General features: G+C 67.3%; 15 protein-coding genes. 8 read left to right on the top strand and 7 right to left on the bottom strand.

All coding sequences use genetic code 11. The features are described 5' to 3' along the window. The first annotated feature begins 68 nt into the window (after nt 1-68). Nucleotides 69-899, top strand: coding sequence for an IclR family transcriptional regulator (locus tag HWX76_RS20405; protein WP_176016272.1), 831 nt, complete (start codon nt 69-71; stop codon nt 897-899). Nucleotides 900-953: 54 nt separating this feature from the next. On the opposite strand, the gene HWX76_RS20410 is transcribed toward HWX76_RS20405, so the two are convergent. After that, entirely contained in the window at nt 954-1,490 is a 537-nt protein-coding gene (locus HWX76_RS20410; RefSeq protein ID WP_050012119.1) for a carboxymuconolactone decarboxylase family protein, read from the bottom strand. A 65-nt stretch (nt 1,491-1,555) separates the two neighbouring features. Here HWX76_RS20410 and HWX76_RS20415 point away from each other — a divergent pair, with 65 nt between their 5' ends. Together HWX76_RS20415 and HWX76_RS20420 are read left to right on the top strand one after the other, a co-directional pair. After that, the gene (locus HWX76_RS20415; RefSeq protein WP_124638925.1) at nt 1,556-2,593 is read left to right on the top strand and encodes an AraC family transcriptional regulator; all 1,038 of its coding nucleotides are present in this window, start codon (nt 1,556-1,558) and stop codon (nt 2,591-2,593) included. A gap of 50 nt (nt 2,594-2,643) precedes the next feature. Next, entirely contained in the window at nt 2,644-3,549 is a 906-nt protein-coding gene (locus tag HWX76_RS20420; RefSeq protein ID WP_050012121.1) for a LysR family transcriptional regulator, read from the top strand. A gap of 75 nt (nt 3,550-3,624) precedes the next feature. Here the strand turns inward: HWX76_RS20420 and HWX76_RS20425 are convergent, their stop codons facing one another. From HWX76_RS20425 to HWX76_RS20445, 5 genes are all read right to left on the bottom strand, one after another. Beyond that, a complete protein-coding gene (locus tag HWX76_RS20425) occupies nt 3,625-4,104 on the bottom strand; it encodes a nuclear transport factor 2 family protein (protein ID WP_176016273.1) in 480 nt (159 codons plus the stop codon). A 50-nt stretch (nt 4,105-4,154) separates the two neighbouring features. Then, on the bottom strand, nt 4,155-6,224 hold the full coding sequence (locus tag HWX76_RS20430) for a pyridoxamine 5'-phosphate oxidase family protein (protein ID WP_176016274.1): 2,070 nt from the start codon (nt 6,222-6,224) through the stop codon (nt 4,155-4,157). Nucleotides 6,225-6,323: 99 nt separating this feature from the next. Then, nucleotides 6,324-6,941 (bottom strand): glutathione S-transferase, encoded by a 618-nt coding sequence (locus HWX76_RS20435; RefSeq protein WP_050012124.1) that lies wholly within the window; start codon nt 6,939-6,941, stop codon nt 6,324-6,326. Between the two features lie 267 nt (nt 6,942-7,208). Continuing rightward, the gene (locus HWX76_RS20440; protein ID WP_050012125.1) at nt 7,209-8,084 is read right to left on the bottom strand and encodes an SDR family NAD(P)-dependent oxidoreductase; all 876 of its coding nucleotides are present in this window, start codon (nt 8,082-8,084) and stop codon (nt 7,209-7,211) included. A 152-nt stretch (nt 8,085-8,236) separates the two neighbouring features. Further along, nucleotides 8,237-8,815 carry a TetR/AcrR family transcriptional regulator gene (locus HWX76_RS20445; protein WP_050012126.1) on the bottom strand — a complete coding sequence of 193 codons (579 nt, stop codon included), beginning with the start codon at nt 8,813-8,815 and terminating at the stop codon, nt 8,237-8,239. A 201-nt stretch (nt 8,816-9,016) separates the two neighbouring features. Between HWX76_RS20445 and zwf the strand changes: the two genes are divergently transcribed. After that, nucleotides 9,017-10,492: a glucose-6-phosphate dehydrogenase gene (gene zwf, locus HWX76_RS20450; protein ID WP_050012127.1), complete on the top strand. Its 1,476-nt coding sequence runs from the start codon at nt 9,017-9,019 to the stop codon at nt 10,490-10,492. Between the two features lie 61 nt (nt 10,493-10,553). Here zwf and HWX76_RS20455 read toward each other — a convergent pair whose 3' ends face one another. Next, the gene (locus HWX76_RS20455; RefSeq protein ID WP_050012128.1) at nt 10,554-11,495 is read right to left on the bottom strand and encodes a LysR family transcriptional regulator; all 942 of its coding nucleotides are present in this window, start codon (nt 11,493-11,495) and stop codon (nt 10,554-10,556) included. Nucleotides 11,496-11,596: 101 nt separating this feature from the next. On the opposite strand from HWX76_RS20455, the gene HWX76_RS20460 reads away from it, so the two are divergent. The 4 genes from HWX76_RS20460 (at nt 11,597) to dkgB (ending at nt 15,071) form a co-directional block, all read left to right on the top strand. Then, nucleotides 11,597-12,799: an MFS transporter gene (locus HWX76_RS20460; RefSeq protein ID WP_050012129.1), complete on the top strand. Its 1,203-nt coding sequence runs from the start codon at nt 11,597-11,599 to the stop codon at nt 12,797-12,799. A 28-nt stretch (nt 12,800-12,827) separates the two neighbouring features. Further along, a complete protein-coding gene (locus HWX76_RS20465) occupies nt 12,828-13,151 on the top strand; it encodes a hypothetical protein (RefSeq protein WP_050012130.1) in 324 nt (107 codons plus the stop codon). Nucleotides 13,152-13,164: 13 nt separating this feature from the next. Beyond that, nucleotides 13,165-14,115: an LLM class oxidoreductase gene (locus tag HWX76_RS20470; RefSeq protein ID WP_050012131.1), complete on the top strand. Its 951-nt coding sequence runs from the start codon at nt 13,165-13,167 to the stop codon at nt 14,113-14,115. 149 nt (nt 14,116-14,264) lie between these two features. After that, nucleotides 14,265-15,071 carry a 2,5-didehydrogluconate reductase DkgB gene (dkgB, locus tag HWX76_RS20475; RefSeq protein ID WP_050012132.1) on the top strand — a complete coding sequence of 269 codons (807 nt, stop codon included), beginning with the start codon at nt 14,265-14,267 and terminating at the stop codon, nt 15,069-15,071. Nucleotides 15,072-15,110 lie beyond the last annotated feature (39 nt).

The raw sequence follows: 15,110 nt of genomic DNA on the forward strand, positions 1-15,110 counted from the left end.
CGTAATCAAGCGACTGGGGTAAACCTTGGCGGCCGGGCGCCGCCGGTCGTCCGGCTAGAATCCGGCTTATGGAAAAGATCGCCAGAACGAAGAAGACCGCGGCCGCCGAGCGCGACCGCAGGCAACGCGTCCAGTCCGCGTCGACCGGCCTGCTCGTGCTGAAGGAACTCGCCGCGTGCGGCGGCCGCGCCACGCTGACCGCGCTCGCCGCGCGGCTCGACGAGAATCCCGCGAAGGTTCACCGCTATCTGGCGAGCCTGATGGAGGAAGCGTTCATCACGCAGGAGCGCGCCACCCAGCAATACGTGCTCGGGCCCCAGTGCATCTCGATCGGGCTCGCAGCGATCCGGATGGCCGACCCGATACGGCTCGCCGAACCGTCGCTCGTGCGCGTGCGCGAGCGCCTGGAGGTAACGTGCTTCGTCGCGATCATGGGCAACCGCGGGCCGACGATCATGCGCTTCGAAGAGCCCGGCTTGCCGGTCACGGTCAATGTTCGCGCCGGCTCGGTGATGTCGTTGCTATGGTCCGCAACCGGGCGGCTGTTCCTCGCGCTGCTCGACGAGCCGCGTGTGCGACAGCTGGCGGAAGACGAACTCGCATCGGCGCCGGCCGAGCTGCGCGCGCAGCTCGATCGACGCGATCCGGTCGGTCAATTGCAGCGCGAGATTCGCGCGGCCGGCCTCGCGACCGTCCGCGACACGAACCTGAAGGGCATCAGCGCCGTGTCGGCGCCGCTATTCGATGCGAACGGACATATGTGTGCGGCGATCACCGCGTTGGGCGCGACCGGCGGCTTCGACGCATCGATCGACGGGCCGGTCGCGACGGCACTGCGCCACGAGGCCGCGCTGATCAGCGGCGAGCTCGGGTACCGGGCCGATCCCGACAGCCGGTAGTGCGTCCGCGTATCGGCGCGGACGCGGGCTTCCTGCCCGCGATCCACCGCGCCGTTACGCCACGGCCGGAAAATCGAGCGTCGTATCGTTCACGCGATTGACGAGGTTCGTGAACGTGATCGACGCGATGGCGAGATTGATCTCGATGAGCTGGCGTTCCGTATAGCCCGCTGCGCGCACCGCATCGACGACCGCAACGGGGACCGTGCCGTGCGTGCCGACGAGCGTACGAACATACGCGACCAGCGCGTCCCGCGCGGCGTCGCCGGTTGCCGCGCCCGCGCGCACCTGCTTCATCTGATCGCTTGTCAGGCCTGCCAGCTTGCCCATCAGCGTGTGAGCGGCGACGCAGTAATCACATCCCGCGTATTCGCTGACCGCCAGCTTGATCGCTTCGATATCGGCCTTGCCGAGCGTGCTCGCCGCGACCGCCGCATCGAACGCCAGCGCCGCGCCGAGCGCTTCGGGGCTTTGCGTGCCGATGGTGGCGTATGCGTTGGGCACCTTGCCGACGGCCTTCTTGATCTTCGCGAACACTTCAGCGGCCGCGCCGGTTGCCTCTTCAGGGCGAATGGTGGTGAGACGGGACATGATCGACTCCTTGCTTCGTGGTTGAACGGTTAGCCATGTCGTATGGCATGGGAGTCAGTGTAGGGATGCGTGACGTTTTCTTTAATGCCATACTGCCGCAACTCCATGCTCAAACGTCTCATATGGAAATGCTCGACCGATTGCTGTCGATGATGCCGGTCACCGGGCGGCTTGACGTGCGGTGCCACTTCGGGTCGCCGTGGCGCATCGACCATCCCGAGTCGAGCGAGTGGGAACTCCCCTATCACATCCTGTTGCGCGGCGAGGCCGTCGTCGAGTGCGAGACGGACGGAGAAGACGAACCGACGCTGCGGATGAAGGCCGGCGACATCGTCGTGTTTCCGTCCGGCAGCGCCCATCGGCTGCACGACGGCAGCGGCGAGGCGCCGCGCGCGGCGCGCGAGCGGCACCGAAACGGCCTGACCGTTGCGACGAACGGCAGCACCAATGCGAACACCGATGTGCTGTGCGGGCGCTTCGTGCTGCCTGCCGTCCCGCAGCAGTTGCTGCGCGACCATCTGCCGCGACGTCTGATCGTGAGCAGCGTAACCGCGGGCGACGAACAGACGCGCGACGCCGCGTTTGCAGCCACGCGGCTCGCGCGGCTCATCGACTTGATGCGCGAGGAAGCGCTGGAGCAACGCGCCGGCAGTGCCGCGGTCGTGGATCATCTGTCCGGCGCGCTGTTCGCGTTGACCCTGCGCAGTGCGTCCGAGGCAGGCCACGCGCCGCGCGGGCTGCTTGCACTGGCACAACGTCATCGGCTGCAGCCGGCGCTCGCAGCGATGTTCGACGAGCCCGAAAAGCCCTGGACGCTGGCCCAGCTGGCCGAGCGCTGCCACATGTCGCGCGCGACGTTCGCACGCCACTTCGACGAGGCGATCAGCCGCTCGGCAACCGATGTCCTGACTGAAATCCGCATGGCGCTTGCCGGGCGCAAGCTCGCGCAAACGACGATGTCCGTCGCCGAAATCGGCGAATCGGTCGGCTATCGATCCGAGGCCGCGTTCCAACGGGTGTTCAAACGGCAGGTGGGCATGACGCCGGCGAAGTGGCGCATCCGATCGTCGAGCATCGCGGAGCCGGACACGCGTTCATCCTGACACGCGATGCGCGTGAGGCCACGTTCATTTCACCCGGATATCTTTCATACATGGACAGGCTCCAGGCCATGACCACCTTCGTCACGGTGGTCGAGACGGAAGGGTTCGCATCGGCGGCGCGCAAGCTGAACGTCTCGCCGTCGGTGATCAGCCGCGTGATGACGGAACTCGAGGAATATCTCGGCGTGCGGCTGTTGACGCGGACGACGCGCGTGGTCCGCATCACCGATGCGGGCGCGTCGTTTTACGAGGACTGCCGGCGCATTCTGGCGGACATCGACGCGGCCGAGCTTTCCGCCACCGGCACCGGCAATACGCCACGCGGCCAGCTCACCGTCACGGCGCCTGTACTGTTCGGCAAGAGCTACGTGACGCCGATCGCGCTCGAGTATCTGCAGCAGCATCCTTCCGTCAATCTCAACTGCTGGTTTCTGGACCGCGTCGTCAATCTCGTCGATGAAGGCGCCGACGTGGCCGTGCGCATCGGCGAGTTGCCGAACTCGTCGCTGCAGGCGATCTCGGTCGGCAAGGTACGCCGCGTGCTGTGCGCGTCTCCCGCTTATCTGGACGCGCACGGCACGCCGCAGCGTCCGGACGATCTCGCGGCTCACGTCACGATTCAGGCGACGGGCATCACGCCGGCGCCCGAATGGCGCTTCCGCGCGCGGGACAAGACGCTCACCGTCCCCATCCAGCCGCGCCTGCTGACCACGACGAACGATTCCGCGATCGCCGCGGCAACGGCCGGCCTCGGCATCGTGCGCCTGCTGTCCTATCAGGTGGTCGACGAACTCGCGCAAGGCACGCTGTGCGTGCTGCTGGCCGAGCACGAACTTGCGCCGCTCCCGGTTCACGTCGTGCATCGGGAGGGCCGGCACGCGAACCGGAAAGCGCGCGCGTTCATCGATCTCTGCGTCGAAAGGCTGAGGGCCCAAGCGCCGATGTGGTCTGCCTAGGGCGTGTTCACGCCCTAGCAGGCACCGGCGAGTCGGCACGCGTAGCGAGCATCGCGCGCCGTAGGCAAGCAGGCCTTACGGACCGAGATCGCTGAGGCCCGGATGATCGTCGGGCCTGCGCCCGAGCGGCCAGAAGAACTTGCGATCGGCCTCGGCGATCGGCAGATCGTTGATGCACGCATGGCGGTGGTGCATGAGGCTATCGTCGCCGAATTCCCAGTTCTCGTTGCCGTACGAGCGATACCCGTTCTGCGCGTCGTCATGCCACTCGTAGGCGAAGCGCACGGCGATCCGGTTGCCGCCGTACGCCCACAGCTCCTTCATGAGCCGGTAGTCGAGTTCGCGCTGCCATTTGCGTGTGAGCAGCGCAACGATCGCCGGACGGCCCGTCACGAATTCGGCGCGGTTGCGCCACACGCTGTCGACGCTGTACGCGAGCGAAACCTGCTCCGGATTGCGCGTGTTCCACCCGTCTTCCGCAAGCCGCACTTTCTCGATCGCCGTGTCCAGCGAGAACGGTGGAACCGGCGGGCGGGCAACGTTGACGTCTTTCATGGTCAAACTCCTTTCGTCGGGAATCGTCGCCGTGCGACGAGGGTTCTGAATCACACGTCGAGCAGCAGACGATCGCCGCCGCCCGATTCGCGATGCGCGGGCACCGCGCAGCAGATCAGCGCTTCGTCGTCCGGTACCTTGAATTCCGGCGCGACCGGATACGTCACCGCGCCTTCGACGATCCGCGTGCGGCAAGTGCCGCAACTGCCTCCGCGACACCCGTATTCCGGCGTCAGTCCGCGCGCCTCGGCCAGGTCCAGCAGCGAGCCGCTGCCCGGCTGCCAGCGCGCTTCCTTGCCCGACTTGACGAACGCGACGGGTGTCGGCGTATCCGCCGGCGCACGCAGTGGGGCACTCGCGTCCGAATCGGCTCGACGCTTGAGCCCGGAAGGGCCGAACGACTCCGCGTGGATTCGATGGTCCGCCACGTTCAGGTCGCGGAGCGCGTCATAGACCGCTTGCATGAAGCCCGACGGTCCGCACAGGTAAAAGTCGTAGTCGTCGAACGGCAGCGTCGCGCGCAGCAGGTTCGCATCGATGCGGCCGACGACGTCGAATTCGTCGCCCTCGCGCGCGCCGGTCGCGTCCGACAGCACGCGCACCACGTTCACCGCGCCGTTCGCCGCCGACGCGAGCTGGCCGATCTCGTCGCCGAACGCGCGCTCCTTCACGGAGCGTGCCGCGTGAAAGAACCAGGTCTTGCGCGTGCCGCGCTTGCGCGCGCCTTCGTAGACGATGTGACGCAACATCGCCAGCATCGGCGTCACGCCGACACCGGCCGCCAGCAATACGGCGGGACGGCGCTCGAGCGCATCGATCGTGAATTGCCCGGCGGGCGCTCGCACTTCGATGCGGTCACCGACCTGCACCCCGTCATGCAGATGCGACGACACGCGCCCTTCCCGCTTCACGCTGATGCGATACACACCGTCCGACGGCGCGCTCGACAACGTATAGGTGCGGATGAGCGGATCGCCGCCCTCCGACAGATTCACGCGAATCGGCACGTGCTGGCCCGCCAGGTGCGGCACCAAGCCGGCACCGTCCGCAGGGTCGAGCTGGAACGAGCGAATCAGCGTGCTCTCGTCGGTGATTTTCGCGACCCTGAACGGACGCCACGCCCGTGCCAGTTCGGCGGCGCTCAGGCGGCGCGCGGCCTCGTCCCAGCTCCCCGTCATCAGCGAGTTGGGCGACCAGCCTTCCGCCCGGAACGTCCAGCGCAACGGCAATGCGCCGGCGCGATAAACGACGCGGCGCGGCTTGAAGCGCCACAGTCGCTCCGCGCCCTGAAATGCGGCGATCTCCGGTGAATCGAGGTCGACTTCGGCTTCGCCGGTCATCTGCAACACGTCGCCGGTTTCGAAGTCGGCGAACACGATGCCCGCGCGCGGATTGACCCGAAAATTGCCCAGTGTCGCGAAGAACAGGTTGCCGGCGAAATCCGGGATCGTCAGCACGCCGTCGTCGCCGATGCGCACGAACCCCGCCTTGCCGCCGCGATGCGAAACGTCGACCTGACGCTCGGCGCCGTCGCCGACGTAGGACGCAACGAACAGCGTGTCGGCAGCCGCGATGATCGCGCGGGCGCGATCGTCGAGACGATCGCTTTCCTCCGGTGCGATTTCCGAGAACGTATCGGGTTCGCGTACGAACGCGAAATCGCGCAACTGGATGTATTGCGGGCAGTTGCCGAAGCTCTGCACGACGTCGAGATCGAATGCGCGCGGCTCGCCGCGACGGATCATGCCGTTCAGGCGATTGCGACGCCGCGTATGCAGTTCGATGCCGAGCAGGCCGATCGCCGCGCCGTCGTGCGTGCCACTGGCAGCCGGATCGTTCGGATCGAACACGGTGTCGATGCGCAGGCGCTTGTCGTTCGGCGACTGCATGAAGCCGGGCTGGCCGAATGCGAAGGTCGCCCATACGTCTGCGTCGTCGGCCACCGCACCGACGACGACGAAAGGCAACTGTGCGAAGAACGCGCGATGCTGGTCGGGCATGTGATCCCTGACGAAGCGCCGTCCCACGCTGTCCATCTTCTGCATCACGCCTGTTTTTTCCTGCAGCTCGAGTTCGCCCCGATGCCACGGCGAGTTCGCTTCATTCGATACCGTGCTCACGATGTGTCTCCTCGACGGAACCTGCACATGACGCTTTCAGCGCGCGTTGACGCGCCCGGCGTCGCCTCCGTCACCGCACGGGCGACGGGCCGACCTCGATCACGCAGCGGCCGCGAGCCCGACCGGCGTCTTCACGAACTCGACGAAACCCGGCAACGCTTCGATGCGGCGCAGCCACGCCGAGACGTTCGAATAGCCGGACAGGTCCACATTGCCTTCGGGTGCACGCGCAACGTAGCCGTACAACGCGACGTCGGCGATGGTCGGCTTCGGCCCGACGATGAAGTCGCGCCCCGCGAGTTCGGCGTCGATGAGCGCGAGGATGCGATGCGCGCGGGCGATCACTTCGTCGGCATTGAACTTCGCACCGAAGACCGTGATGAGCCGCGCGGCGGCCGGCCCGAATGCGATCTCGCCGGCCGCGACCGACAACCAGCGCTGCACGGCGGCTTCCTGCACGGGCGATTGCGGGAGGAAGTCGCTGTTGCCCGACGTGCGGGCGAGATACACGAGGATGGCATTCGAATCGGCGATCACGGTGTCCCCGTCGACCAGCACCGGCACCTGACCGAAGCGGTTCAGCGCCAGAAATTCAGGCGACTTGTGCGCGCCGGCGGCCAGGTCGACTTCGACCAGTTCATGCTCGATGCCGAGCAGCGAGATGAGCAGGCGGGCGCGGTGCGAGTGACCGGAAAGCGGATGAACGTAGAGCTTCACGACTGTGTCCTTTTGGAGGTGCGACGAGCAGGTCTCATCGCTTGAGGCAAGTCTAGAAACTCGGCGGTTGCGACAGAATCCCCGCTGAGGAGAATTGATCGTTCTCGTTTCGCGAATGGTCGGGCGAAAGCCGGCGTTGCGATGCGGACCCACGCGGCGTTTTGCGCGCCGGGCCGCCGGCGAAATCGATCGCGCCGGCACGCGACCCGGCTTGCGGGAGCGACGCGGTCGACGCGATCGACGCGCCGCCCGCGACAGCGGCCGCCCTTACTCGATCGCCTTGAGCGCCTCCAGTCCGGCCGGCAGCTTCGCGTCCGGAAACTGCGTGGACAGCGTGGCGTCCCGCCAGCGCGCCGCCTCTTCCGCGCGCTGCCGTTCCGCCTGCTCGCAGACGAACAGCGCATCGCCGCCGAGCAGCAGGCGCAGCGGCACGTCGTCGCGGCGCGACAGGTCGACGATCAACGCCGCGATCCGCGCGGGATCGCCGACCTCGTGGCCGCCATACGCACCGAGCAACTCGAGAATCTTGCCGACCGACGGCTGATAGTCGGGCAGCAGATCGTCGACGTCGCGCTTCGCCTGCGCGGCCCATTCGGTCCGCATCCCGCCCGGTTCGAGCGTGCACACGCGCACGCCGAACGGCGCGACTTCCTTCGCGAGCACGTCGCTGAATCCGCCGACCGCCCACTTCGCGGCCTGATACGCGGACAACCCGGGCGTCGACGTGCGCCCGCCGACCGACGATACCTGGAAGATGCGCCCCGCGCGTTGTGCGCGCATCGTCGGCAGCACCGCGCGCGTGAGATTGATCACGCCGAACAGGTTCGTTTCGATCTGGTCGCGGAACACGTCGGCGCCCATCTGCTCGAACGGCGCCGTATGGCCGTAGCCCGCGTTGTTCACCAGCACGTCGATGCGGCCGAATGCGGCGCGTGCCGCCGAGACGGCCTGCTCTGCCGCCGCTTCGTCGGTGACGTCGAGCGCGACCGGCAGCAACCGGTCGCCATACCGTTCGGCCAGATCGGCCAGTTGCGCCGGGTCGCGTGCGCCGGCCACCAGTCGGTCGCCCGCCGCCAGCACGGCTTCCGAAATCGCGCGTCCCAGGCCGCGTGCGGCCCCTGTTACCAACCAGACTTTCGACATTTTCCACTCCTTGATCGTGGTGAAACGATGAAAATGAATGATTACTCACTCATTAATATGGACGATAAACCGATCCTTCATGACCCGCATCGCCCTGCCTGAAACTCCGTGCCGGCCGTCGCGGCACGCGCCGCCCGACGGCCGTGCCTGACTCACACCGCGTGCAACACGGCCCACAACGCGCGAAAGCCGGCTTCCTGGTACGCATCGGCGCGCACCGGATCGCGTGCGATCGATTCCATCGCCGTTTCCGCAATCGACGTAAACAACGCCGAGCAGAACGCATGCGCTTCGTCGCGGTTCAGCGCGCCCGACGCGGCGACCTGTTCGCGCAGCAGCGCACGGATCGCGCCGAAGCCTTCGGCGCCGGCCGCGCGATGCGGGTCGTCGATGCGCCCGCTCACGCCGAGCTGCTGCAGCGCGCGCCGGCCGTCCGGATTCGCGACGCCCCACGACACATAGCCGTTCCACGCATGCCGTACCGCCTGCTCGGCCGGCGCGTGTTCCGGAAACCCGGTCATCATCGCTTCGCGCATGTCGGCCTTCAGGCTCACGTACAGCGCGTTCAGCAACGCATCCTTGGTGTCGAAATAGGTGAACACCGTGCCTTCCGCCACGCCGGCCAGCCGCGCGATGCGCGCGGTCGTCGCGGTCGCGCCGTCCTCGGCGAGCGCGCGCGCGGCCGCGGCGAGGATGGCTTCGTGCTTGTCGGGACTGCGCGGTCGGGCCACGTTCGATTCCTTTAATGAGTGAGCGCTCAATCATAATCGAGCCATCAACGAGAACGCAAGCCCTGTTACATCCGGGGGAACGCACACGCAAACCATCAAAACGGTGCACTATTGCGTTTTGCCGTACCGGCGCCGGCCATCCGGCGCCCGATTGCCCTCGACGTTCGTTTCACGTTCACCGTTTCAAACCGCGAACCTCCCATGACGAATCAGCCTTCCCAGACGGCGGCCGACCGGCCCGTCGACATGATCATCTTCGGCGGCGGCGGCGACCTGGCCGCCCGCAAGCTGTTGCCCGCGCTGTACATGGCGCACCTGCACTGCAATCTTCCGCCCGAGACGCGCATCATCGCCGTCGGCCGCCGCGACTGGGGCATCGACGGCTATCGCAAGTTCATGGACGAGCAGTCGCGCCCGTTCATCGACGAGAAGGCGTTCGACGCCGACGCGTGGAGCCGCTTCCTCGACCTGTTCAAGTACGTGCTGATCGACGTGAACGCGCCGGACGACTACCTGCGGCTCGCCGAAGCGGCGCGTGGCGACGCGATCCGCGTGTTCTACCTGTCGACGTCGCCGGAGCTGTTCACGACGATCTGCGACAACCTGTCGGCCGCGCACCTCGTCGACGCGCACTCGCGCGTCGTCCTCGAAAAGCCGCTGGGCCACGATCTCGCGTCCGCGAAGGCGATCAATAACGCGGTCGGCAAGCACTTCGAAGAATCGCAGATCTACCGGATCGACCACTATCTCGGCAAGGAAACCGTGCAGAACCTGATGGTGCTGCGCTTCGGCAACCCGATCTTCGGGCCGCTGTGGCAGGCGCCGAACATCCGCAGCGTGCAGATCACGGTCGCGGAAACGGTCGGCGTCGGCAGCCGTGCGGGCTTCTACGACCATACCGGCGCGCTGCGCGACATGGTGCAGAACCACCTGCTGCAGTTGCTGTGCATCGTCGCGATGGAGCCGCCCGTGTCGCTCGACCCGGACGCGGTGCGCGACGAGAAGCTGAAGGTGCTGCGCTCGCTGCGGCCGATGTCGCTGTCGGACGTCGCGCGCGACACGGTGCGCGGCCAGTACACGGCCGGCGCGGTCGACGGGCAGCCGGTCAAGGGCTATCTCGAGGAAGACAACGTGCCGGCGGACAGCCGTGCGGAAACCTTCGTCGCGCTGCGCGCGCACATCAACAACTGGCGCTGGGCGAACGTGCCGTTCTTCCTGCGCACCGGCAAGCGGCTGCAGCGCCGCCAGTCGGAAATCGTGATCGAGTTCGCGGACATGCCGTTCTCGATCATCCCGACCGGCCCGCGCAATTACGGCAACCGTCTCGTGATCCAGCTTCAGCCGGAAGAGTCGATCCAGTTGCAGATGCTCGCGAAAGAGCCGGGCAGCGGAATGAACATGGTGCCGGTGAGCCTGAACCTCGACCTGCAGCAGGCGATTCCGGAACGGCGCGCGGAAGCGTACGAACGGCTGCTGATCGACGTGATCCGCGGCCGCCTCACGCACTTCATGCGCCGCGACGAACTCGAAGCCGCCTGGTCGTGGGTCGAGCCGATCCTCGACGGCTGGAAGCAGCTCGGCGACCGGCCGCGCCTGTACACGGCCGGCACGTTCGGGCCCGCGGCTTCGTCGGCGCTGCTCGCGCGCGACGGAATGTCCTGGGCCGAAGAGGCGTAATCGCCGCACGACGGCGTGCCGCCGCGCGGCACGCCGAACTCGGAAAGGCAGCGCCGCGTCGCTACTGCGACTCCATCCACGCGGCCTTGCGCCGCGCCGGCGCATCGCCGCCGCTGCCACCGCCCAGCACCTCGATCAGGTAGTCGACGAACGACGCGATCCGCGACGAGATCGCGGTATTGCGGTAGTACACCGCGTGAATCGGCTGCCTGACGTCGAGCGTCTGGCGCGCAAGCACCTGCACCAGCCGCCCCGCTTCGCGATCCTGCGCGGTCACGAAATCCGACAGGCACACGACCCCCGTGCCCGCCAGCGCGAGCTGCCGCAGCGTCTCGCCGCTCGACGACCAGACGTCGGGCTCGATGCGGCAGGGCTCGCCGTCCGCGCCAAGGATCGGCCATACGTTCAACGATTCGGGCTGCGTGAAGCCGAGCAGCGTGTGCTTCGGCAGATCCTCGACCTTGCGCGGCTGCCCGTGCGCTTCGATGTAGTCGGGGCTGGCGAGGATGCGCACCCGGCTGTTGCCGATCCGCCGGCTGTGCAGCGTCGAATCCTTCAGCCGGCCGATCCGGATCGCGACGTCGGTGCGCCGCTCCAGCAGGTCGATGATGCCCTCGTTGCTGTTCAGCTCCAGCTCGACCTTCGGGAAGCGCTCGCGGTAGCCGCGCACGAGCGGCACGATCACGTGCAGCATGAACGGCGTCGCGGCGTCGACGCGCAGGCGCCCGGACGGCATCTCGCGCCGCGCGAGCATCTGCTCTTCCGCGTTCTCGACCGATTCGATGATCGCGCGCGCATCCTGCAGGAACGCGCGCCCTTCCTCGGTCAGTTCGAGCCGGCGCGTGGTCCGGCGCAGCAGCGTGGTCTTCAGCTTTTCCTCGAGCCGCGCGAGCGTGCGGCTCGTCGCCGACACGGTGAGGTCGAGCTGCTGGGCGGCGGCCGTGATCGAACCGGTGTCGACCACGGCGGCAAAGGCCTGGAGTTCGTCGAGAGTGATCTTCATTGTTGATTTGAAATCAAAACAATTTGGTTTATAGACCAGTTTTTTCGCAAAAGTAAAGCCGGCACACTGCGATCCATTCCTACTGAAACCCGGATCCCGTCATGCCACTCGCGTTGCTTGCGCTGACCATCAGCGCCTTTGCCATCGGCACCACCGAATTCGTGATCGTCGGGCTGATCCCGACGATCGGCGCCGACCTCGGCGTCAGCCTGCCGTCCGCCGGCCTGCTCGTCAGCCTGTACGCGCTGAGCGTGGCCATCGGCGCGCCGCTCCTCACCGCGCTCACCGGCCGCGTGCCGCGCAAGGCGCTGCTCGCCGGGCTGATGGCGCTCTTCACCGTCGGCAACCTCGTCGCGTGGCAGGCGCCGGGCTACGAATCGCTGATCGTCGCGCGCGTGCTCACCGGCCTCGCGCACGGCGTGTTCTTCTCGGTCGGCTCGATCATCGCGACCACGCTCGTGCCGAAGGACAAGGCCGCCAGCGCGATCGCGACGATGTTCAGCGGGATGACCGTCGCGTTCGTCGCCGGCATTCCGCTCGGCACCTTCATCGGCCAGCACTTCGGCTGGCGCGCGACGTTCCTGATCGTCGCGCTGTTCGGCCTCGTCGCGTTCCTCGGCGCGGTCGCGTTCGTGCCGCGCGGGCTGCCGCAGACGCCGCCCGCGCCGCTCGCCCGCCAGCTGCGCGTGCTGGCCCAGCCGCGCCTGCTCCTCGTCTATGCGATGACGGCGGTCGGCTACGGCGGCTCGCTGATCGCGTTCACGTACATGGCGCCGCTGCTCGAACAGATCGCCGGCTTCACGCCGTCGCAGGTCAGCCTCGTGCTCGTCGGCTACGGCGTGTCGGTCGCGGTCGGCAACGTGTGGGGCGGCAAGCTCGCGGACGCCGTCGGCCCCGTGAAGGCGCTCAAGCGGATCTTCCTGCTGCTCGCGATCGTGCTGCTCGCGCTGACCTTCACGATCCACGTGAAATGGCTCGCGGTGCTGACGATGCTCGCGTGGGGCGCCGTGGCGTTCGGCAACGTGCCGGGGCTGCAGGTGTACGTCGTCAAGCAGGCGCGCCACTTCGCGCCGGACGCCACCGACGTCGCGTCGGGCTTCAACATCGCCGCCTTCAACCTCGGCGTGGCCGGCGGGTCGTCGCTCGGCGGCCTGATCGTCGCGAACGTCGGCCTCGGCCACACGCCGTGGATCGCCGCCGTCGTCACGCTCGGCGCGTTTGCGCTCACCGCGCTGAGCGGCCGTCTCGACAGCCGTCAGGGCCTGCCGGAACGCACGGCCGAACCCGTCGAACTCGCCCATTGAACGTCATCCTTTTGCAGGAGCCACCCGCATGAACGCATCGACCCAACGTCCGCCGTTCGCCGGCAAGACTTTCGAAGTCCGTTACGACGGCCTCACCGCGCTCAACGCGTACGACGAAGACGGCCTCCACATGCGCTACGAGATCACCGAAGGCCCGTACGCGGGCGCGAAGGGTGAAGTGGCCTATACGTGGCAGCCCATCGCCGACGACACCTACGCGATCTCGTGGCAGGAAGCCGATCGCGCCACCGTCGTGCATATCGACGACTTCGCCGCGGGCACGTCGCGCTCGTTCTTCACCGCGCCGTCGCTCGATTTCTACCGGCTCGACGGCAGCCTGCGCGCGATCTGAACGGAGCCCGACCATGTCCACTTCACTCGACACGCTCGCCGCCGGCGGCTTCAGCATCGGCATCGAACTGCCGCTCGACAACGACTGGACCCCGTCCGGCAACGCGAAACGCCGGCATGACGGCCGCCACCCCGGCGTGCCCGACCTCGACATCCACGCGGAGCTCGCGCAACTGGCCGACACGCTCGGCTTTCGCGCGCTCTGGGTGCGCGACGTGCCGGTGTACGACCCGTCGTTCGGCGATGCCGCGCAGGTGTTCGAAACGTTCTCGTATCTCGGCTACCTCGCCGGAATCACGCACGACATCCTGCTCGGCACCGCGGCCGTCGTGCTGCCGCTGCGCGAACCGCTGCTGACGCTGAAATCGGCCGCGACGATCCAGGAACTGAGCGGCGGTCGCCTGCTGCTCGGCGTCGCGAGCGGCGACCGGCCGGTCGAATATCCGCTGTTCGGCCGCGACTTCGCCACGCGCGGCGAGAACTTCCGCGACCAGATCGCGCTGCTGCGCGACGGCGCGCGCGGACACTTGCCGCCCGGCCTGGAAGTGCTGCCCGCCGCCCGTTCGCCGGTGCCGCTGCTCGTCGCGGGCCTCGCACAGCAGACGCCTGCGTGGATCGGCGAACACATGGACGGCTGCCTCGCGTATCCGGGCACGCCGGCCGATCACCTGCAGCGCGCCGCGAACTGGCACGCAGTGGCCGGCGACAAGCCGTACGTGAGCTTCATCCATCTCGACCTCGCGGAAGATCCGCACGAACCGCTGCAGCGGCACCGCTTCGGCGCCCGCGCGGGGCGCATCGCGCTGACGGAAGAACTCGCGGCGATGCGCGACGCGGGCGTGCAGCACATCGGCCTGCATTTCCGCCGCAACCGGCGGCCGCTCGACGAGACGATGGCCGAAATCGCATCGGACGTGCTGCCCGCGTTCCATCCGAACACGACGCCGCAGACGCGCGCCGCATAAGCGGCGACCACGGTCCGGACGCCCATGGCGCGACCTATATTTGACTTCAAATCAAATATTTTTGACTGATGAACGCGTTTATCTCATCAGTCTCACGCGCCAGAATGACTTCCATACCGCAATCGTTCCCCCTCTTTCAGGAGCACATGATGAGCAAGATTCCCGCATTCGGCCTCGGTACGTTCCGCCTGCAAGGCCAGGTCGTCATCGACTCGGTCCGCAACGGCCTCGAAGTCGGCTACCGCGCGATCGACACCGCGCAGATCTACGGCAACGAAGCAGAAGTCGGCGAAGCGATCGCCGCGTCGGGCGTGCGCCGCGAAGACCTGTTCCTCACGACGAAGATCTGGGTCGACAACTACGCGCCGGAAAAACTGGCGGCCAGCCTCGAGGAAAGCCTGCGCAAGCTGCGCACCGACGTCGTCGACCTGACGCTGATCCACTGGCCGGCGCCGGGCAACGGCGTGTCGATCGACGCGTTCATGACCGCGCTGGCGGACGCGAAGGCGAAGGGCCTCACGCGCCAGATCGGCATCTCGAACTTCAACATCGAACTGACGAAGGAAGCGATCGCGGCCGTCGGCAAGGACGCGATCGCGACGAACCAGATCGAACTGAGCCCGTACCTGCAGAACCGCAAGCTGGTCGAGTTCCTGAACGCCGAAGGCATTCACGTGACGTCGTACATGACGCTCGCGTACGGCAAGGTGCTCGGCGACCCGGTGCTCGGCGCGATCGCGCAGCGTCACGACGCGACGCCGGCCCAGGTCGCGCTCGCCTGGGCGCTGCAGCTCGGCTACTCGGTGATTCCGTCGTCGACCAAGCGCGAGAACCTCGCGAGCAACCTGCTCGCGCAGACGCTGCGCCTGACCGGCGAAGACATGGCGCAGATCGCCGCGCTCGAGCGCAACGGCCGCGAAGTCGACCCGGACGGCCTCGCGCCGAAGTGGGACTGAGCACACGCCGCCTTCATCCGACATGACCCGTCCGCGGCC

This window comes from Burkholderia sp. BCC0398, from assembly GCF_902833245.1.
GTDB lineage: Bacteria > Pseudomonadota > Gammaproteobacteria > Burkholderiales > Burkholderiaceae > Burkholderia > Burkholderia sola.